Origin of the sequence: Amycolatopsis sp. NPDC059657, from assembly GCF_042734395.1 — a bacterium.
In the GTDB taxonomy this organism is placed as follows: domain Bacteria; phylum Actinomycetota; class Actinomycetes; order Mycobacteriales; family Pseudonocardiaceae; genus Amycolatopsis.
On sequence record NZ_JBHWEB010000021.1, the window covers coordinates 88407 to 106514 of the forward strand.

At 70.4% G+C, this 18108-nt stretch carries 15 protein-coding genes and 1 pseudogene; 9 read left to right on the forward strand and 7 right to left on the reverse strand.

Features of this window, described 5'->3' with window-relative positions; translation table 11 throughout:
- Window positions 1-59: 59 nt before the first annotated feature.
- Window positions 60-1040, reverse strand: coding sequence for an NAD(P)/FAD-dependent oxidoreductase (locus tag ACFV15_RS14560; protein WP_378350809.1), 981 nt, complete (start codon window positions 1038-1040; stop codon window positions 60-62).
- A gap of 121 nt (window positions 1041-1161) precedes the next feature.
- On the opposite strand from ACFV15_RS14560, the gene ACFV15_RS14565 reads away from it, so the two are divergent.
- Window positions 1162-2559: a class II fumarate hydratase gene (locus ACFV15_RS14565; RefSeq protein WP_378350811.1), complete on the forward strand. Its 1398-nt coding sequence runs from the start codon at window positions 1162-1164 to the stop codon at window positions 2557-2559.
- Between the two features lie 40 nt (window positions 2560-2599).
- Here ACFV15_RS14565 and ACFV15_RS14570 read toward each other — a convergent pair whose 3' ends face one another.
- Window positions 2600-3169: a TetR/AcrR family transcriptional regulator gene (locus ACFV15_RS14570; RefSeq protein WP_378350813.1), complete on the reverse strand. Its 570-nt coding sequence runs from the start codon at window positions 3167-3169 to the stop codon at window positions 2600-2602.
- Window positions 3170-3213: 44 nt separating this feature from the next.
- On the opposite strand from ACFV15_RS14570, the pseudogene ACFV15_RS14575 reads away from it, so the two are divergent.
- Window positions 3214-3486 (forward strand): annotated as a pseudogene (locus tag ACFV15_RS14575) (SRPBCC family protein); the annotation flags it as partial.
- Here ACFV15_RS14575 and ACFV15_RS14580 read toward each other — a convergent pair.
- A complete protein-coding gene (locus ACFV15_RS14580) occupies window positions 3403-4464 on the reverse strand; it encodes a DMT family transporter (protein WP_378350815.1) in 1062 nt (353 codons plus the stop codon). The pseudogene ACFV15_RS14575 and the gene ACFV15_RS14580 sit on opposite strands and share 84 nt — an antisense overlap.
- Before the next feature lie 67 nt (window positions 4465-4531).
- On the reverse strand, window positions 4532-5557 hold the full coding sequence (locus tag ACFV15_RS14585; protein WP_378350817.1) for an aldo/keto reductase: 1026 nt from the start codon (window positions 5555-5557) through the stop codon (window positions 4532-4534).
- Between the two features lie 103 nt (window positions 5558-5660).
- On the opposite strand from ACFV15_RS14585, the gene ACFV15_RS14590 reads away from it, so the two are divergent.
- Both ACFV15_RS14590 and ACFV15_RS14595 read left to right on the forward strand, forming a co-directional pair.
- Window positions 5661-6509, forward strand: a complete 849-nt coding sequence (locus ACFV15_RS14590) for a helix-turn-helix transcriptional regulator (protein WP_378350818.1) — start codon at window positions 5661-5663, stop codon at window positions 6507-6509.
- Between the two features lie 403 nt (window positions 6510-6912).
- Window positions 6913-8292 (forward strand): PLP-dependent aminotransferase family protein, encoded by a 1380-nt coding sequence (locus tag ACFV15_RS14595; protein ID WP_378350820.1) that lies wholly within the window; start codon window positions 6913-6915, stop codon window positions 8290-8292.
- Window positions 8293-8331: 39 nt separating this feature from the next.
- Here ACFV15_RS14595 and ACFV15_RS14600 read toward each other — a convergent pair whose 3' ends face one another.
- Window positions 8332-8907: a TetR/AcrR family transcriptional regulator gene (locus ACFV15_RS14600; protein WP_378350822.1), complete on the reverse strand. Its 576-nt coding sequence runs from the start codon at window positions 8905-8907 to the stop codon at window positions 8332-8334.
- A 53-nt stretch (window positions 8908-8960) separates the two neighbouring features.
- Between ACFV15_RS14600 and ACFV15_RS14605 the strand changes: the two genes are divergently transcribed.
- Complete coding sequence (locus tag ACFV15_RS14605; RefSeq protein ID WP_378350824.1) at window positions 8961-10475, forward strand: ATP-dependent DNA ligase; 1515 nt, start codon at window positions 8961-8963, stop codon at window positions 10473-10475.
- A 76-nt stretch (window positions 10476-10551) separates the two neighbouring features.
- Here the strand turns inward: ACFV15_RS14605 and ACFV15_RS14610 are convergent, their stop codons facing one another.
- Window positions 10552-11763 (reverse strand): NADH:flavin oxidoreductase/NADH oxidase family protein, encoded by a 1212-nt coding sequence (locus tag ACFV15_RS14610; RefSeq protein ID WP_378350826.1) that lies wholly within the window; start codon window positions 11761-11763, stop codon window positions 10552-10554.
- Between the two features lie 82 nt (window positions 11764-11845).
- Here ACFV15_RS14610 and ACFV15_RS14615 point away from each other — a divergent pair, with 82 nt between their 5' ends.
- The 3 genes from ACFV15_RS14615 (at window position 11846) to ACFV15_RS14625 (ending at window position 16016) form a co-directional block, all read left to right on the forward strand.
- Window positions 11846-12463, forward strand: a complete 618-nt coding sequence (locus ACFV15_RS14615) for an MBL fold metallo-hydrolase (RefSeq protein WP_378350828.1) — start codon at window positions 11846-11848, stop codon at window positions 12461-12463.
- 5 nt (window positions 12464-12468) lie between these two features.
- Window positions 12469-14832 carry an ATP-binding protein gene (locus tag ACFV15_RS14620; protein ID WP_378350830.1) on the forward strand — a complete coding sequence of 788 codons (2364 nt, stop codon included), beginning with the start codon at window positions 12469-12471 and terminating at the stop codon, window positions 14830-14832.
- 113 nt (window positions 14833-14945) lie between these two features.
- Entirely contained in the window at window positions 14946-16016 is a 1071-nt protein-coding gene (locus ACFV15_RS14625) for a hypothetical protein (RefSeq protein ID WP_378350831.1), read from the forward strand.
- Window positions 16017-16133: 117 nt separating this feature from the next.
- Here ACFV15_RS14625 and ACFV15_RS14630 read toward each other — a convergent pair whose 3' ends face one another.
- Entirely contained in the window at window positions 16134-16601 is a 468-nt protein-coding gene (locus ACFV15_RS14630) for a DUF309 domain-containing protein (protein ID WP_378350833.1), read from the reverse strand.
- Between the two features lie 35 nt (window positions 16602-16636).
- Between ACFV15_RS14630 and ACFV15_RS14635 the strand changes: the two genes are divergently transcribed.
- Window positions 16637-18076, forward strand: coding sequence for a GuaB1 family IMP dehydrogenase-related protein (locus tag ACFV15_RS14635; protein WP_378350835.1), 1440 nt, complete (start codon window positions 16637-16639; stop codon window positions 18074-18076).
- Window positions 18077-18108: the final 32 nt, after the last annotated feature.

The window sequence follows — 18108 nt, forward strand, 5'->3', positions numbered from 1 at the left end:
GAAGGTGTCTTAGGGACCCCCGAATTCAACGTTACCTCGGGGGTCCGACAACTTTTGGCTTACTCGGCGTTGCTCGAGTGCCCCGGGAACAGGTGGGCATCGGGATCCAGCTTGACCGCGATGTTGTTGACCGCCGTCGCCGCCTCGCCGAAGCCCGTCGCGATCAGCTTCACCTTGCCCGGGTAGGACGCGACGTCGCCAGCCGCGTAGACCCGCTCCCGCGCCGTCGCCATGGTCGAGTCGACGGCCACCGCCCGGTGATCGATCTCCAGGCCCCAGCTTTCGATCGGGCCGAGATCCGCGGTGAAGCCCAGCGCCGCGACCACCGACTGCGCGGGCAGCACGATCGGCTCGGACCCCTTGACCGCGATCTCGACCGCGTCGAGCGCGCCGTCGGAGTCGATGAACCTGGTGACCTCGGCGTCGGTGATGATCCGGACGCCGAGTGCCCGCGCCTCGCGCACGATCGACTCGGCCGCGCGGAACTTGGCGCGGCGGTGCACCAGCGTGACGCTCGCGGCCACCGGGTGCAGCGCGAGCACCCAGTCGAACGCCGAGTCGCCGCCGCCGACCACGACCACGTGCTGACCGGCGTGTGCCTGCAGCGAGGGCACGAAATGCACCATGCCGCGGCCGAGCCAGCCGTCACCGGCGGGCAGCGGGCGCGGGGTGAACTCGCCGATGCCCGCGCTGATCAGGATCGACCTGGCCCGCACGATCTCGCCGCCGTCGAGCACGACGTCGAAGCCGTCGCCGTTCTCCGTGACCGTCTCGGCCTTGCGCCCGAGCAGGTACGTCGGCTTCCACGGCGCGGCCTGGTCGACCAGTCCCTGCACCAGATCACGGCCGCGCACCGCGGGGAACCCGCCGACGTCGTAGATCATCTTCTCCGGGTACATCGCGGTGACCTGCCCGCCCGCCTCCGGCAGCGAGTCCACGATCGCCGTCGACAGTCCGCGGAACCCCGCGTAGTAGGCGGCGAACAGCCCGGTCGGCCCGGCGCCGACGATCAGGATGTCAAAAGGATCCCCCGTGGGCATGGGTGTGCCCCTCTCAGCCAGTGGTGGTTGGCGGTGTGATCGAGAACACGGCAATCCTATAGTGGCCAGGGGTGCTCAAGGCCACCACGCACCACCCCCTGACTTGCGCGAAACTTGAGTCATGGCTGAACAGGAATACCGGATCGAACACGACACGATGGGTGAAGTGCGGGTGCCCGTCGACGCTCTCTACCGGGCGCAGACGCAGCGCGCGGTCGAGAACTTCCCGATCTCCGGCCGGGGCCTGGAGCGCGCCCAGATCCGCGCGCTCGGCCTGCTCAAGGCGGCCGCCGCGCGGGTCAACGCGAAGCTCGGCGTGCTCGACGCCGACGTCGCCGAGGCGATCGCCACGGCGGCCGACGAGGTCGCCGAGGGCCGCCACGACGCGCATTTCCCGATCGACGTGTTCCAGACCGGGTCCGGCACCTCGTCGAACATGAACGCCAACGAGGTCATCGCGACGCTCGCGTCCCGCGCGCTGGGCCGCGACGTGCACCCGAACGACCACGTCAACGCCTCCCAGTCGTCCAACGACACGTTCCCGACGACCATCCACGTCGCCGCGACCGAGGCCGTGCTGAGCGACGTCATCCCGGCGCTCGACCACCTCGCGTCGACGATCGAAGCGCGTGCCGCGGAATGGGCCGACGTCGTGAAGTCCGGCCGCACGCACCTGATGGACGCCGTCCCGATCACACTCGGCCAGGAAGCGGGCGCGTGGGCCTCGCAGGTCCGCTTCGGCATCGAGCGGCTGCGCTCCGGGCTGCCCAGGCTGGGTGAGCTGCCGATCGGCGGCACCGCGGTCGGCTCCGGCCTCAACGCCCCCGACGGCTTCGGCATGGCCGTCTCGCTGGAACTGGCTTCGGTCACCGGGTTGCCGCTGACCGAGGCACGCGACCACTTCGAGGCGCAGGCGACGCAGGACAGCGTCGTCGAGACGTCCGGGCACCTGCGCACGGTCGCGGTGTCGCTGAACAAGATCGCGAACGACCTGCGCTGGCTGGGTTCCGGCCCGCGCACCGGCCTCGCCGAGATCGCGCTGCCGGACCTGCAGCCGGGTTCGTCGATCATGCCCGGCAAGGTCAACCCGGTCATCCCGGAGGCGACACTGCAGGTCGTCGCGCAGGTCATCGGCAACGACGCGGCCGTCGCGTTCGCGGGCGCGGCAGGCAACTTCCAGCTCAACGTGAACCTGCCGGTGATCGCCCGCAACGTGCTGGAGTCGGCGCGGCTGCTCGCGGCGGTCTCGCGTTTGCTGGCGGACAAGGTGTTCGCGGGCATCACGGTCAACACCGACCGCACGCGCACGTACGCCGAGGGCTCGCCGTCGATCGTCACGCCGCTGAACAAGTACATCGGCTACGAAGAGGCGGCCGCCGTCGCGAAGCAGGCGCTCAAGGAGCTGAAGACGATCCGCGAGGTCGTGCTGGAACGCGGCCACGTCGCCAGCGGCAAGCTGACCGAAGCCCAGCTGGACGAGGCGCTCGACGTGCTCCGGATGGCACGCGGCGGCAAGTGAGGTCGTGAGTGGTATTGCCGGTTAGAACCGGCAATACCACTCACGACCCCAGGGTCCGGATCGCGGCCGTCAGCGCGGGGGCCAGTGCCCGCACGGGTCCCATGGGTTCGCCGAGCAGGTGGATCCAGGTGTGGACCGTGCCGAGCAGGATCGCGTGCACCGCAACGGGATCCGGGCGCCGGGCGAGCTCGCCGCGTGCGACCGCGCGGTCCAGCATCTCGATCAGGTAGGCACGCTCACGGCCGATGAAGCGTTCGCCGAAACCCGCCAGCAGATTCGGGTCCGCGCGCAGGTCGGCGACCAGTCCCGGCAACGCCTCGCGCACTCCCGGTCCGTCCAATGAGGACTTGATGACCGCGAGCACCTCGGCCACATCCCCTTGCAGCGCACCGGTGTCCGCCGGGCCGGCCATCGCGTCGTCGTGGACGACGGCCGCGAACACCAGCTCGGCCTTCGATCGCCAGCGCCGGTAGAGCGCGGCCTTGCCGACACCCGCGCGCCCCGCGATCGCGTCCACGGTGCACTTGGCGTAGCCGGCTTCGGCCAGCAACTCCTTGACCGCGCGGCGCACCGCGCCGTCGATGCCGTCTTCCCTGGGGCGTCCTCGCATGAACCCAGTTTACGGAACTGTCAGTTCCGTATATGTTCGGGGTCATGAACTGGACCAGAACGTCACGCAAGACCATCCCGCTCGCCCCCGAAAGCCTGTGGGCGGTCATCGGTGACATCGAAAACTGGCCGGACTGGGATCGCGACCTCACCAGCGTGAAACTCGACGGGCCCGCCGAAGCGGGCACGACGGGCTTCATCGTGCCCTCCGGCGGTTTCCGTGGCCGCGTGCACTCACTGATCGCGAAGCCGTTCACGATCACGAAGTACGAGCCCGGCCTCGGGATCGGCATACGCCAGCCGATTCCCGGCGGGAACATGGACATCACGCTCACCCTGGACGAGGGCGAGCTCGTCCAGGAGGTCACGCTCGACGGGCCGCTCCGGAAGCTGATGGTCAAGATCATCGGCGAAGACGTCGTCACGCACTTCGACGACAAGTGCGCGCGGCTGGCGAAGGCCTGCCACAACGCCTAGCGAAACCAGCCCGACCCCGACCAGCTGGGCAGGCCGAAACGCTTGCGTGCCAAGGACAAGCGCGACGGCCAAGCCTGACGCGGGCATCAGCCCGATCAGCAGCCCGGCGCGATCCGCACCCAGCTGCGATACCGCGAAGTACCAGAGGCAGAACGCCACCGCGGTGACGATCACGGCGAGCACCAGCAGTGCCGCGAGTTCCCGGCCGTCCGGCGCTCGCCAGCCACCGACGAAAGTGCCCAGCACCGCGCTGCCGATCGCGGCGGTCAAGCAGCTGCTCGCAGCCGTGCCGAGCGGACCCATCCGCTTGACCAGCACGGCCGCGAGCAGCGTGAACGACGCCTCGCACAGCATCGCGAGCACCGCCAGCGCCAGGCCGGGACCGTGGCTCGCGCCGCCACCGGCGAGCACCACGATCCCGGCGGCGGCGAGCACGGCGCCCACCACGGGTGCCGCTGCCGGACGCCTGCGTTCGAGCACCGGCGCCACGAGCGCCAGCACCAGCGGGCTTCCGCCGAGCAGCGCCGCCACGAGCCCCGGTTCCGCGTGCCGCTGCGCGAGCAGCAGGCAGGCCTGGAACCCGACCATCCCGGTCACCCCCAGCGCGACCAAGATCGGCAGATCCTTCAGCCCCGGCAGCGGCAAGCGGATACCCCTGAGCCACGCGTAGCCGAGCAGCAGCACCCCGCCGAGCGCGTAGCGCAGCGCTTGCCCGGTGAGCAGCGGATACGCGTCGAGCAGGCCGGTCACGGGCACCGATCCCCCGACGATCACCGAAGCGGAGATCCCGGCGAGCAGTCCACGTGCGGCAGGCGTCATGCGCCCAGCCTGGCGCGCCGAGTGGTCGAGATGTCAGAGCCAATCGCCGCACTCGAAATTGGACCACTTAGCGACGACGCAACGCCTTGTCAGCCAGCGCGGGCGGCGTGTAGTCGGCGTCGAGCCGGTTGAGGTCGGTGCCGGGCGGCACGATCTCGTCGATCCGGTCGAGCACGTCGCCGCTGAGCTCCAGATCGGCGCCGTCGAGCAGGTCGGCGAGCTGCTCGTGGGTGCGCGGGCCGATGATCGCGGACGTCACGCCGGGGTGCGCGCGCACGAACGCGAGCGCGAGGTGGGTCAGCGGGCGCCCGAGGTCGCTCGCCAGCTTCTTCAGCTCGGCGACCACCTCCAGCTTGACCGCGTTCTCTGGCAGCGCCGGGTCGAACTTGTGCTGCTGCAACGCCTTACGGCCCTCGGTGAGGTCCACATCGGACGCCTTGTCGTACCGGCCGGACAGCCAGCCGCTGGCGAGCGGGCTCCAGGTGAGCACGCCCATCCCGTACTTCTGGGCCGTCGGCAGCACGGCGGCCTCGATGGCGCGGTTGAAGATCGAGTACGGCGGCTGCTCGGTGCGGAACCGCACGAGCCCACGCTTCTCGGAAACCCATTGCGCTTCAACGATCTGCTCGGCGGGGAACACCGAGGACCCGACAGCGCGGACCTTGCCCGACCGCACGAAGTCGGTCAGCACCGACAGCGTCTCCTCGATGTCGGTCGTCGGGTCGGGCCGGTGAATCTGGTACAGGTCAACGTAATCCGTGTCGAGCCTGCGCAGGCTGTCGTCGAGCGCGCGGGTCAGCCAGCGCCGCGAGTTGCCGCCGTGGTTGGCGTCCGGCCCCATCGGGAAGAAGCCCTTGGTCGCGAGCACCACGTCGTCGCGGCGGCCCTTGAGCGCCTTGGCGACGATCTGCTCGCTCTCGCCGTCGGAGTACATGTCCGCGGTGTCGATGAAGTTGATGCCGCCGTCGATCGCGGCGTGCAGCATGCGGATACCGTCCGCGTGATCCGGATTGCCCCATTTGCCCAGCATCATCGCGCCGAAGGTGTATTCACTGACGGAGATGCCGGTACCACCGAGAATTCGTCGTTTCATGCCACCGACTTTGCTCCGCGCCCACGACCTGAACCAGGTCGTGTCCAACCCTGGGTCTGTCAGTACCAGGCAGGCCGCTTGCGTTTCCTGAATACTCGGAGTCATGAAAGAACTGGGCGATTTCCTCAAGACACGCCGCGCGGCGCTCGACCCCGCCGAGCTGGGCCTGCCCCAAGGCGTCACCCAGCGTCGCGTGGCCGGGTTGCGCCGCGAGGAGCTGGCGCAGCTGGCCGGCATCAGCGTCGACTACTACACGCGCCTCGAACAGGGCCGCGCCCGCAACGTGTCCCCCGCCGTGCTCGAGTCGCTCGCCCGCGCGCTGCGCCTGCACGCGGACGAGGAGCGGTACCTCACCAACCTCGCGGCCCCGAAACGCAAGCGCGTCGCCAAGCCCAAGCCGCAACGCGTCCGCCCCGAGCTGCAGCTCCTGCTCGACACGATCCAAGCGCCCGCGTTCATCTTCGGCCGCTACCTCGACGTGCTCGCCTGGAACGCGCTCGGCGCCGCGATCGGCTTCGACTTCGCCGCGGGCGAGCGCAACATCCCCAAGGCGTTCTTCCTCGACGAAGCCGCCCGCGAGATGCACCCCGAGTGGGAATCGGTCGCCAAAGAGGTCGTCGCGAACCTGCGCTCGGAGGTCGGCAAGTACCCGGACGACCCCCGCCTGGCCCAGCTCGTCGGCGAACTTTCCATGCACAGCGCGGATTTCCGCAAGCTGTGGGCCGGGCAGTCGGTGCGCGAGAAGGCCAGCGGTGTCAAGGTGATCAACAACCGTATCGTCGGCGAGCTCCGGCTGAACTACGAGACGATGCGCCTGCAGGGCGACACCGACCAGGGCATGGTGATCTACACGGCCGACCCCGGCTCCGAGTCCGAGAACGGCCTGCGCCTGCTCGCGAGCTGGATCGCCGCTCCGGACGCGCCCAGCCCGGCCCACGAGACCGCACGCTGACTTGCGCCGGGGTCGTGAGCGTTGCGGGCGGCCAGAACCCAATGCTGGGTAGTTGAGGCTTGGCCTGCGTTGTCAATCGGCACGTGAGCACGCGAAACCCGAGTCGGTCAGGCCGTCGTCGGCGGTCCGACCGCATCTAACGTCCACAAAGGACTCAAGCGACTGAATTTCGCCCCGCAATGTCGCATTTGCCTGCTTTGTGGGGTGGGATGGACGGAATGAACGGGGCGTATGTGTCGCTCAGCGTTGCGAACGCCCCGTTCGCAACGTTCAACCACCCCTGCGGCACCCGCCGGGCAGCGGGCTCGACCAACCTGCCCGACCCTTAACTACCCGGCATGGATCTAACCGCCCGCAACGCTCACGACCCCGCACTAGTGGTCCAAGAGTAGATTCAAACTCGATGGCGACCGAATGGACCACTTTGCACGAGCTGCTCCTGCCCGCGACGGCAGGCGCCGGTGGCAGGCGGGGCAAGGCGGTCGAGTCCGCGCTGCGGGAAGCCGTGCGTTCCGGGGTGCTCGCCGCCGGGACGCGGCTGCCGTCGAGCCGTGATCTCGCCGGGCAGCTGGGTCTGTCGAGGGGCACCATCACCGCGCTGTACGAGCAGCTCGTCGCCGAGGGATACCTGATCGGCAAGCACGGCTCCGGGACCACGGTCGCCGAGCTCGACCAGCCGGAGCGGGCGGGCCCGCCCGCCGCGGAACCGGCGGCGACCTGGGCGTTCGATCTCAGGCCCGGACTGCCCGCGCTCTCCGCGTTTCCCCGTGCCGAGTGGCTGCGGCACGAACGCGAGGTGCTCACCACCGCGCCCGACACGATGCTCGGCTATCCCGATCCGGCCGGGCATCCCGAACTGCGGGCGGAGCTCGCGAGCTATCTCGGCCGGGTCCGCGCGGTGCCCGCGAGCGCGAGCGACATCGTCATCACGAACGGGGCGGCCGAGGCACTGTCGCTGCTCGCCACCGCGCTCCACGCACGCGGGCAGCGCCGGATCGCCGTCGAGGACCCCAGTCACCGCGGCCAGGCGGAACTCCTTGCCGCGCATGGTTTACGACCGATCGGGATACCGGTGGACGACAACGGCATCCAGCCGGATCATCTGTCCACATCGGACTGCGGAACGGTCATGGTCACCTCGGCGCACCAGTTCCCGCTCGGCGTCCCGCTCGACCCGGATCGCCGCCACGCGCTGCTGAAATGGGCCAGGGACACCGACGGACTCGTCATCGAGGACGACTACGACGCCGAGCACCGCTACGACCGGCCCGCGCTCGGCGCGATCAAGGCGCTCGATCCCGATCGGGTGGTGTATCTCGGCAGTGTCAGCAAGGTGCTCGCGCCCGCGCTGCGGATCGGCTGGCTGGTGCTGCCGCCCGCCATGAGGGCCGAGATCGTCGCGGCGAAGTACACGCACGACCTCGGCTGCGCGCCACTGCCCCAGGCCACGCTCGCCCGCATGCTGCGCTCCGGCGGTTACGACCGGCATCTGCGGCGCACCCGCCGTCTCTACCGCCAGCGCCGCGACGCGCTGCTCGACGCGCTCGCCACCAGGTTCCCCGGCTGGCAGCCGATCGGCATCGCCGCGGGCCTGCACGTCGTCGTCCGGCTCCCCGACGGCATCGACGACGTGGAACTCAGCCGGGAGCTGGCCGGACGCGGCGTCAACGCACCGAGCCTGGCGAGCTACGCGACCGGCAGGCTCTTCCCCGGCCTCGTGCTCGGGTACGCCGCGCTGACCCCGGACCGGCTGCGTGCCGCTGTCGACGCGATGGCTTATTGAGGCCCGGCCCGAGCGAGTGGCCCTCACCCGGTGACCTGCTTAACAAGCGTCTTCGATGAGAACCTTGGCGACCGTCTTGGCCTGCGCCACCGCGCCGGGCACGACGCCGAGCGACGCCGTCACCGTGGCGCCTTCCATCAGGATGAGCAGCGAATACGCCAGCCGTCGCGGGTCGCGGGCGCCTGCTTCTCCTGCCAGCGAGCGCAGGCAGGTGAGCATCCAGACCTTGTTCGCGCCGATGACATGGCGGCCGGGATGCGCGCCGTCCGGCAGCTCCGCGTGCGCGTTGACGAAGGCGCAGCCGCGGTGGTTCTCGAGCGCCATCCAGGCGTCGAGCGCGTCGAACACCCGCAGCAGGCGACGGGCGGGCGGGTCGCGCGGGCTGCGGTCGAGCACCTTCGTGACATGCTCGCGCCAGTGCTCGTCGCGGCGGACGAGGCACTGCTCGACCAGCTTGTCCTTGGAGCCGAAGCGCGCGTACAAGGTCTTCTTGGTGACCCCGGCCCGCTGGGCGATCAACTCCACCCCGACCGCGTGGATCCCGTTCTCGTAGAAGAGCCGTCCAGCGACGTCGAGCACCTTTTCCGCCGCCGGAGTAAGAGCCGAGCGCTTCATAGCGCACCTCCGGTCATCTGAAATTGTCGGTGCCGAGGCGCATGATGTCGAACATGCTGCTCACCGACGTCGTCTCCGCGTCAGCCGCGATCGCCGCCACGCGCTCGCGCAAGACCAAGACCGAGGTCATCGCCGGGGTGCTGCGGGCCGCCGAAGCCGCCGAGCTGCCCGCGGTCACGGCGATCCTCACCGGCCAGATCCGTCAGGGCCGGATCGGCACCGGCTGGCGCAGGCTCGCCGAGCTGGGGATGACGCCTGCCCAGGAAGCGTCGCTGACCATCGGTGAGGTCGACGCCGCGCTGGCCGAGCTGTCCGTCACGGCGGGGGCCGGCTCGGCGAAGCGGCGTACCGAGGTGCTCGGCGAGCTGTTCGGGCGCGCGAGCGCGGACGAGCAGAACTTCCTGTTCCGGCTGATCACCGGGGAGCTGCGGCAGGGTGCGCTGGAGGGGGTGATGGTCGACGCGGTGGCCGCCGCCGCGGGTGTTCCCGTGGACGCGGTGCGCCGGGCGTTCATGCTCTCGGGTGAGCTGCCGGTGACCGCCGAAGCCGCGATCAACGGCGGCGAGGCGGAGCTGGCCGGGTTCCGGCTCCGGCTCGGCAGGCCGGTCCGGCCGATGCTGGCCTCGCCTGCCGAGTCGATGGACGAGGCGATCGCCGAGCACGACGGCAAGATCGTCGAGTACAAAATGGACGGTGCGCGGATCCAGGTGCACCGCGACGGCGACGAGATCCACATCTACACCAGGACCTTGCGCGAGATCACCGGCAGCGTCGCCGAGCTGGTCGAGCTGGTGCGCGCGCTGCCCTGCGAGTCGGTCGTGCTCGACGGCGAGACGCTCGCGCTCACCGACGACGGCAGGCCGAGGCCGTTCCAGGAAACGCAAAGCCGCTTCGGCAGCACCCGCGAGGAGCAGGTCCGCGCGCTCCTGTTGCGGCCGTACTTCTTCGACTGCCTGCACCTCGACGGCGTCGACCTGCTCGACGCGCCGCTGGCCGAGCGCAACGTCGCGCTGCGCAAGGTCGCGGGCGAGCATGTCATCCCCGGCGAGATCAACCCGGCCGACCCGCAGCGCGTGCTCGACGAGGCGATGACCGCCGGGCACGAGGGCGTGATGGTCAAGGCGCTCGGCTCGCCGTACGCGGCGGGCCGCCGCGGCCGCGCGTGGCTCAAGGTGAAGCCGGTGCACACCATCGACCTGGTGGTGCTCGGCGCCGAATGGGGCCACGGCAGGCGCACCGGCACCCTGTCCAACCTGCACCTCGGCGCCCGCGACCCCGACGGCGGCCCGCCGATCATGGTCGGCAAGACGTTCAAGGGCATGACCGACGAGCTGCTCGCGTGGCAGACCACCCGGTTCCAAGAGATCGAAACCGGCCGTGACGACTGGGTGGTCTACGTCCGCCCCGAGCTGGTCGTCGAGATCGAGCTCGACGGCGCGCAGGCCAGCACCCGCTATCCGGGTGGCGTGGCGCTGCGTTTCGCCCGCGTCGTCCGCTACCGCCCCGACAAGGACCCGGCCGACGCCGACACCATCGACACCGTCCGCTCCCTGCGCAAAGGCGGCTGACTCCGGCGCGTCGTCCAGCTGTACACGTGTGGAACGCGCGGGCCTGGGGGGTCGGGGCAGACGTCGAACACGGGATTTAGCCGCGCACCCGCCGGAAGGCGTTGAAGGGGTCGTTGACGCCCGCGGTGACCAGCGACCGCCAGGCCCCGCGCCGCGTGTCGACCGGCTTCCCTGCGGCGACGCGGTGCATCTGCTGGGTGTGCCATTGGATCTCCAGCAGGCTGTCGGCCAGCCGGATCCCGGTCTTGGGGCACAGCCGTTCGGCGCGGACGTCTTCGCCGCCCAGCAGCCGCCGGGGCAGCTCGGGGTCGACGATCATCGGCCTGCCGAGCCCGATGACGTCCAGCGCGCCGGAACGCAGCGCCTCGTTCATGCCGCCCGCTGTGGCGAACCCGCCGGTCACCATCAACGCGACATCGGAAACCTTGCGTGCTTTGGCCGCGTAGCCGAGGAAATAGGCCTCGCGACGCACCGAACTCTCGCGCGTCACGCCCATCATCACGGCCTTCTCATAGGTGCCACCGGAAATCTCCAGCAGGTCGAGCCCTTCCTCGCCGAGCTCACGCACGACCTCGAGTGACTCGTCTTCAGTGAAGCCGCCGCGCTGGAAGTCGGCGCTGTTGAGCTTCACCGAAAGCGGTACGCGCGCGGGCAGCTCGGCACGGATGCGGCGGACCAGTTCCAGCAGGAACCGGCGCCTGCGGACGGCGTCGCCACCCCACTCGTCGGTGCGCTGGTTCGTCAGCGGGGACAGGAACTGCGAGATCAGGTACCCGTGCGCGCCGTGCAACTGGATGCCGGCGAACCCGGCGTCGGCGAACGTCAGCGCCGCCAGCACGAACCGTTCGATCAGCGCCTCGACCTCGTCCGAGGTCAGCGCGCGCGGTGTCGCGAACACCGAGCGGATGCCGCGGTCACCGAACGGGACGGCCGACGGCGCGACCGGCTCCCGCGACAGGAACCGCGGGCTCTGCCTGCCGGGGTGGTTCAGCTGCACCCAGAGCTGCGCGCCGGTGCCCGCGACCGACTCGGCCCACGGCTTGTAGTCGACCGGGTCGGGCGCCACAGGGACCGCGACGTTGCGCGGCTCACCGAGCGCGGCCGGGTCGACCATCACGTTTCCGGTGATCAGCGCGCCGGAACCACCCTGGGCCCAGGTCCGGTAGAGGGCGACGAGGTCCGCGCTCGGCCGGTTGCGGCGGTCGCCGAGCTGTTCGCTCAGCGCCGACTTCACGATCCGGTGCGGGAGCACGGCGCCACAACGCAGTTCGAGCGGCTCGGCCAGCATCGTGGACCCCTTTCTTACCGACAGTAAGTCTACTCTCCAGTACGTACCGACGGTATGTCAAACGGTCGCTAAAGTCATATTTATGACGGCAGTGGTACAGAACGTGGTCACTTCGGGCACCTTCGAACTCGACGGCGGCAGCTGGGCGGTGGACAACAACGTCTGGCTGATCGGTGACGAGGACGAGGTGCTGGTGATCGACGCGGCGCACGACGCCGAGGCCATCGCCGACGTCATCGGCGACCGCAGGCTCGTCGCGATCGTCAGCACCCACGCGCACAACGACCACGTCAACGCCGCGCCCGCGCTCGCCGAGCGCACCGGCGCGCCGATACTGCTGCACCGCGAAGACCGGGTGCTCTGGAACCTCACGCATCCGGACCGCGCGCCCGACGGCGAACTCGCCGACGGCCAGTCGCTGACCGTCGCGGGCACCGAGCTCCAGGTGCTGCACACGCCCGGACACGCGCCGGGCGCCGTCTGCCTCTACGCGCCGGAACTCGGCGTGCTGTTCACCGGCGACACGCTGTTCCACGGCGGGCCCGGTGCCACCGGCCGGTCCTATTCGGACTATCCCACCATCGTGAAGTCCATCCACGACAAGCTTTTCGCGTTGCCGGACAGCACCGAGGTGCGCACCGGCCACGGCGAGAGCACGACGATCGGCGCCGAGAAGGCCGCCTCGACCGGGTGGGACTGAGCGGTTTGTCGACGGAACTGGCCGAGCTGCTCCGTGCCGCCAGGCGCACCGCGGGCCTGACGCAGGAAGAACTCGCGGAACGCTCGGGCATCAGCGTGCGCGCGATCAGCGACCTCGAACGAGGCCGCGCCCGCGCGCCTCAGCGGCGTACCGTCGAAGCGCTCGTGGCGGCGGCCGAGCTCGGCTCCGCCGAACGGCTGCTCATCCACCGCATCGCGAAGACCGCCAGGACCGGTCAGGAGACCGCGCTTCCCTGCTTCACCAAAGCATTGTGCGAGCCGCCGTGCGCGATCGGCGACTTCGCGGGCCGTGACGCCGAACTCGGCTGGCTGGTCGAGCTCGGCAAGGACCCGGCGACGTCGACGGCCGTGCTCACCGGCCCGCCCGGCATCGGCAAGACCAGTCTCGCGATCCGCGCCGGCGCCACGCTCGCGCCGATCTTCCCCGGCGGTTTCCTGTTCCTCGAGCTGGACGGGCTCGCCGAGCAGCCACCCGCGCCGACCCAGCTGCTGCGGCGGCTGCTCGGCGCGCTGGGTGTCGAAGAGGACCAGCTGCCACAGCACCTCGACGATCTCGTGCCGCTTTACCGTGCGCTGCAACGGGAACGGCCGGTGCTGGTGCTGCTCGACAACGCCGCGGACGAGGCGCAGGCGCGGCCGCTCGCGGCCACCATGCCCGGTTCGTTCACGATCATCACCAGCAGGCGCGGGCTGACCGGGCTGGAGTCGGCCGCCTGGCAGACGCTGGACGGCCTGGACGGCGACGAGGCGATCGACCTGCTGGCCAGCATCGCCGGGCAGGCGCGGATCGACCGGGAACCGCTGGCCGCCGCGCAGGTCGCCGAACTCTGCGGCAGGCTGCCACTGGCGCTGCGGATCGCGGGCAACCAGCTGGCGAGCAGGCCGCGCTGGTCGATCCGCCAGCTCGCCGACCGGCTCGGCGAGAGCCGTTTTCCCGCGCTGGAAGCCGGTGACCTGCGGGTGCGCGCGGCGTTCGACGTGTCGTACCGGCAGCTCAGCGAGCAGGCCGCGACCGCGTTCCGCAGGCTCGCGCTGGTCGACGGCGAGCTGTCCGCCGAGGTGGCCGCCGTCGTCGCGGACCTGCCCGAGTGCGTCGCGGCGGACGCGATCGAAGAGCTCGCCGACGCCAGCCTGCTCACCCCCATGGCTTCCGACCGGCACTACGAGTTCCACGATCTGCTCCGCGCGTTCGCGCGTGCGCTGCTCGCCGACGATCCGCACGAAGACGCGCAACGCCGCTTCACCGACTGGCTTCTCAACAGCGCCACCAAGGCAGGCCTGCTTTTCCTGCCGCCGACCATTCATCCGCAAAGGACTGTCCAACCCGGACCCGTGGCGGCCATCGAGACCCGCCAGGAAGCCTTCGCCTGGTTGCAGAGCAGGCAGAGCGACTGGATCGCGGCGTTACGCGTCGCCGCGAGGGAAGAGCGCCACGACACTGTGCTCGCGCTGACCGAGGCGATGCACTGGTACTCCGATCTCGGCGTCGCGCCCGAGATCTGGCCGGAGGTCTTCGAACTCGGCGTCGCGGCCGCGCGGGCGATCGGCAGCACCCGCGACGAGGCCGTGCAGCTGAACCTGCTCGGCTGGGCGGTCGGTGTGCTGCTCGAGCGGCGTGAAGAAGGCGTGCGGCTGTGCAGGCTCGCGCTCGCCGCCTGCGACAAGGCCGGCGAACACGCCGAAGCTGGCTGGTCGCTGTTCTACCTCGCCTCGCTCGACCGGTCCATCGGTGACCTGGCCGCCGCGTCTGCGACCATCGACCAGGCCATCGAGCGGTTCATCGCGGGCGCCGACCCGCTCGGCGAGCACATCGCCAGGTCGGCGCGGGCGACCCTGCTGCTCGCCGAGGGCAGGCCGGACGAGGCGATCGACACGCATCGGCGTGTGGTCGCGTTCTTCCGCCGCCCCGAGCACCACCCCGAGACCGGCGGTGGCGCGATCCTGCTCGCGCACCGCCTGCTCCCGCTGGGCAACGCGTTGCGCGCGCGGCGGGAGTGGGAGCAGGCGCTCGCGGTGTTCACCGAGGCAGTCGGGCTGTTCCGCGAGGCGAGCATGCGCAGTGGCGAGGCGCGTGCCCGTTACGGCCTCGGCTCCGCGCTCTCCGGCATCGGCGACCTCGCGGCCGCCCGCGACGAACTGACCGCCGCGGTCAAACTGCTGCGCGAGACGGGCGCCGGTCACACGCGCGTGCGGGCGCAGCGTGACCTGGCCGCGGTGCTCGACCGGCTCGGCGAAACCGCGCTGGCCCGCGAAAACCGGGCGAACGCGCTCGAATTCTGCCTGGCGTGGGACACCGAGGAGACGCGCGCGCTGGCCGAGGAGCTGCGCGCCGAAACCGGCAGTTCCTGACCGCCGGATCTTGCCGGTCGTTCCACATGGGCAACCGGCCGCTTTCGCGGTGAACTCAGGCACGTGCCGCCCCCGACCGGGAGCGGTATCCGTTCACTGAGGAGAAACCCGACGTGAAGTACGTCAGACCGGTCCTGATCTCGCTGGCCATCCTCGTGGCCAGCACCGGCATCAGCACCTCCGCGCAGGCAGCACCGCGGGGTAGCCACTGTGTCGCCGACACCGGCACGCAGTCGGTGCGATGCTTCGACACGGAACAGCGCGCGATGACCGCCGCGGCGGGCGTCACCGTCGCCACCTTCTACGAACACGGCAACTTCGGCGGCGGCAGCCTGACCGTCACCGGCGACACCTGCCGCGACGGCCAAAACCAGAACCTGAACTTCTGGCAAAGCACGTGGAACGACAAGGTCTCGTCGTTCAAGACCTACGCCAACTGTTACGTCACTTTCTACGAGCACGGCGACTTCCAGGGCGCCACGCGAGAGTGGTACGCCAACGACGCGGCCAATTTCGACAACGACTTCAACGACAAGCCCAGTTCAGCGGTCTTCAGCCGCGGCCCGTCCCGCGCCGAACTGCTCAAGGACTGCGACCGCGCGACCAGGTCCTGCGACGCCAAGGTCGGCTGGAAGGGCAACGACTTCTGGGGTGATTGGCGCCGCGTCGACACCGCGTACAACTGCAGCTCCAGCGAGTCGACCCAGGTCGTCGGCAGCCGCGACACCCGTACCGGCAAGAACTCCGTCTCGCACGAGATCGGCGTGACCGCCGGCTTCCAATTCCTGGTCGACTGGTCGGTCTCCTACAAGGCGACCTTCGGCAGCGAATGGGGCTGGGAGACCAGCGACATGGTCGAAACCCGCACCACGATCAAGCCTGGCCACTGGGCGGGCCTGGACCGTTCGCCGGTCATGCGGGTTTCCGGTGGCGAGTACGAACTTTGGTACGAAAAGCCCAAGTGGGGCCACCGTCAGTGGTTCGTGCTCAGCTTCAGCGGTGAGGGCCCGGCACCCGGCGTGGTCGGCCAGACCAAGATCGTCGGCGCGAAGATGACCGCCGCCGAGAAGAAGAAGGTCTGCGGCAAGTCCGCGAACGAGGTCGTGCGCTCGACCGGCGCGCCGGTCGCGGCCGCCGTCGCTCCCGCGCCGGTCGCTACGACCGCGGGCGCACTGCACAGCTGAGCTGGGAGCGGGGCTGGACCGCCTCCCGGCCCCGCTTCCACTTCCCCAGAGCGGCACTGATCCCCCCAAACAGAGCCGCTCCCCCGCTGAAGCGGTGGGCTCCGGTGATCCCGGAGCTCACCGCTTCAGCTTCGGCGGCACCGGCTCCGGCCTGGCTTTGAGCTTCACCTCGTCGATCAACCCCGCCGCCCAGGCCCGCAGGCCCGCGATGTCGACGCCATGCGGCGGTTCGGCCGCGAACGGCTCCAGGTTCTCCGCGCCACGCTGCAGCAACGCGGCCCCGCCCGCACCGTTGCCGCGCGCGATGTGGGTCAAGCCGACCGCCAACTGGGCGAGCGCGCGCCAGAGTTCGCGCTCCGGGCCGTCGGTGGACTTCCAGGCGTCTTCGAACACCTCATGCGCGTGGAACGGCTTGCCGTCGTCGAGCAGCCCCTGAGCCTCGGCCAGCGCCTGCTCCGGGGTCCGTTCGATGCCCTCAGGCTGGCGCTCGACACCCTCGGCGTCGTACGGGAGCGGCCTGCCGAGGCCGTCCCGTGGCCTGGCGTTACGAGCCCGTCCCACTTCGTCACGATCGCGGTCGGCCATGCTTTCAGTGTGGCATGCGGTTACAGTGGTGACTCGTGCGCTTTCTTGATGGACATACCCCAGCTCACGACCTGACCTACGACGACGTGTTCCTGGTGCCAGGCCGCTCGGACGTGGAGTCCCGGTTCGACGTCGACCTGTCCACTGTGGACGGAACGGGCGCGACCATCCCCGTCGTGGTGGCGAACATGACCGCCGTCGCCGGCCGCCGGATGGCCGAGACCGTGGCCCGCCGCGGCGGGCTGGTCGTGCTGCCACAGGACGTCGACCCGGCCGCCGTGCACGACATCGTCGCCTGGGTGAAGAGCCGCCACACCGTGTGGGACACCCCCGTCGTGCTGACCGGCGGTGACGCCGTCGCCGACGCGCTCAACCTGGTCAGCAAGCGGGCACACGGCGCGGTCGTGGTCGTCGACGACAACGGCAGGCCCGTCGGCATCGTCGACGAGAGCGCCTGCGCGGGCGTCGACCGCTTCGCCCGCCTCGCCGAGGTGGCCGAGCCGGCCGCCGTGACACTCCCGCTGGACACCGCGCCGCGCGAGGTCTTCGAGCGGCTGCACGACCACGGCGCCAAGCTGGCGCTGGGCGTCGACTCCGACGGCAGGCTCGCGGGCGTGCTGACCAGCGTCGGCGCGCTGCGCGCGGAGATGTACGCGCCCGCCGTCGACGCCAACAGCAGGCTGCGGGTCGCGGCGGCCGTCGGCGTCAACGGCGATGTGGCCGCGAAGGCCGAGGCGGTGCTCGCCTCCGGCGTCGACGTGCTCGTGGTCGACACGGCGCACGGGCACCAGGAGAAGATGATCGCCGCGCTGAAGGCGGTCCGGTCGGTCTCGCCTCGCGTGCCGGTGGTGGCGGGCAACGTCGTCACGGCCGAGGGCACGCGGGACCTGATCCACGCGGGCGCGGACGTCGTGAAGGTCGGCGTCGGGCCGGGCGCGATGTGCACGACCCGGATGATGACCGGCGTCGGGCGGCCGCAGTTCTCGGCCGTGGCCGAATGCGCCGCCGCCGCCCGTGAGCTGGGCAAACACGTCTGGGCCGATGGTGGCGTGCGGCATCCGCGTGACGTCGCGCTGGCGCTGGCGGCCGGTGCTTCCGCCGCCATGGTCGGCTCGTGGTTCGCCGGTACCCACGAATCGCCGGGCGACCTGCGCTACGACGAGCACGGGCGGCCGTACAAGGAGTCGTTCGGGATGGCGTCGAAGCGGGCCGTCGGCGCGCGGACGCGGACCGACAACGTCTTCGACCGGGCGCGCAAGGCCCTGTTCGAAGAGGGCATCTCGGCTTCGCGGATGGCTCTCGACCCGCAGCGTCCCGGCGTCGAAGACCTGCTCGACTCGATCTGCGCGGGCGTGCGCTCGTCGTGCACCTACGCGGGCGCGCGTTCGCTCGAGGAGTTCCACTCGAAGGCCGTGCTGGGCGTGCAGAGCGCGGCGGGCTTCGCCGAAGGCCGCCCCCTGCCCGCGGGCTGGTAACAGGGCTCGTGCGCGTTCCGGGCGGTGAGAAC

Coding starts and splice junctions, on each gene's coding strand:
- ACFV15_RS14560 (WP_378350809.1), bottom strand. CDS start 1,040: ATGCCCACGGGGGATCCTTTTGACATCCTGATCGTCGGCGCCGGGCCG.
- ACFV15_RS14565 (WP_378350811.1), top strand. CDS start 1,162: ATGGCTGAACAGGAATACCGGATCGAACACGACACGATGGGTGAAGTG.
- ACFV15_RS14570 (WP_378350813.1), bottom strand. CDS start 3,169: ATGCGAGGACGCCCCAGGGAAGACGGCATCGACGGCGCGGTGCGCCGC.
- ACFV15_RS14580 (WP_378350815.1), bottom strand. CDS start 4,464: ATGACGCCTGCCGCACGTGGACTGCTCGCCGGGATCTCCGCTTCGGTG.
- ACFV15_RS14585 (WP_378350817.1), bottom strand. CDS start 5,557: ATGAAACGACGAATTCTCGGTGGTACCGGCATCTCCGTCAGTGAATAC.
- ACFV15_RS14590 (WP_378350818.1), top strand. CDS start 5,661: ATGAAAGAACTGGGCGATTTCCTCAAGACACGCCGCGCGGCGCTCGAC.
- ACFV15_RS14595 (WP_378350820.1), top strand. CDS start 6,913: ATGGCGACCGAATGGACCACTTTGCACGAGCTGCTCCTGCCCGCGACG.
- ACFV15_RS14600 (WP_378350822.1), bottom strand. CDS start 8,907: ATGAAGCGCTCGGCTCTTACTCCGGCGGCGGAAAAGGTGCTCGACGTC.
- ACFV15_RS14605 (WP_378350824.1), top strand. CDS start 8,961: ATGCTGCTCACCGACGTCGTCTCCGCGTCAGCCGCGATCGCCGCCACG.
- ACFV15_RS14610 (WP_378350826.1), bottom strand. CDS start 11,763: ATGCTGGCCGAGCCGCTCGAACTGCGTTGTGGCGCCGTGCTCCCGCAC.
- ACFV15_RS14615 (WP_378350828.1), top strand. CDS start 11,846: ATGACGGCAGTGGTACAGAACGTGGTCACTTCGGGCACCTTCGAACTC.
- ACFV15_RS14630 (WP_378350833.1), bottom strand. CDS start 16,601: ATGGCCGACCGCGATCGTGACGAAGTGGGACGGGCTCGTAACGCCAGG.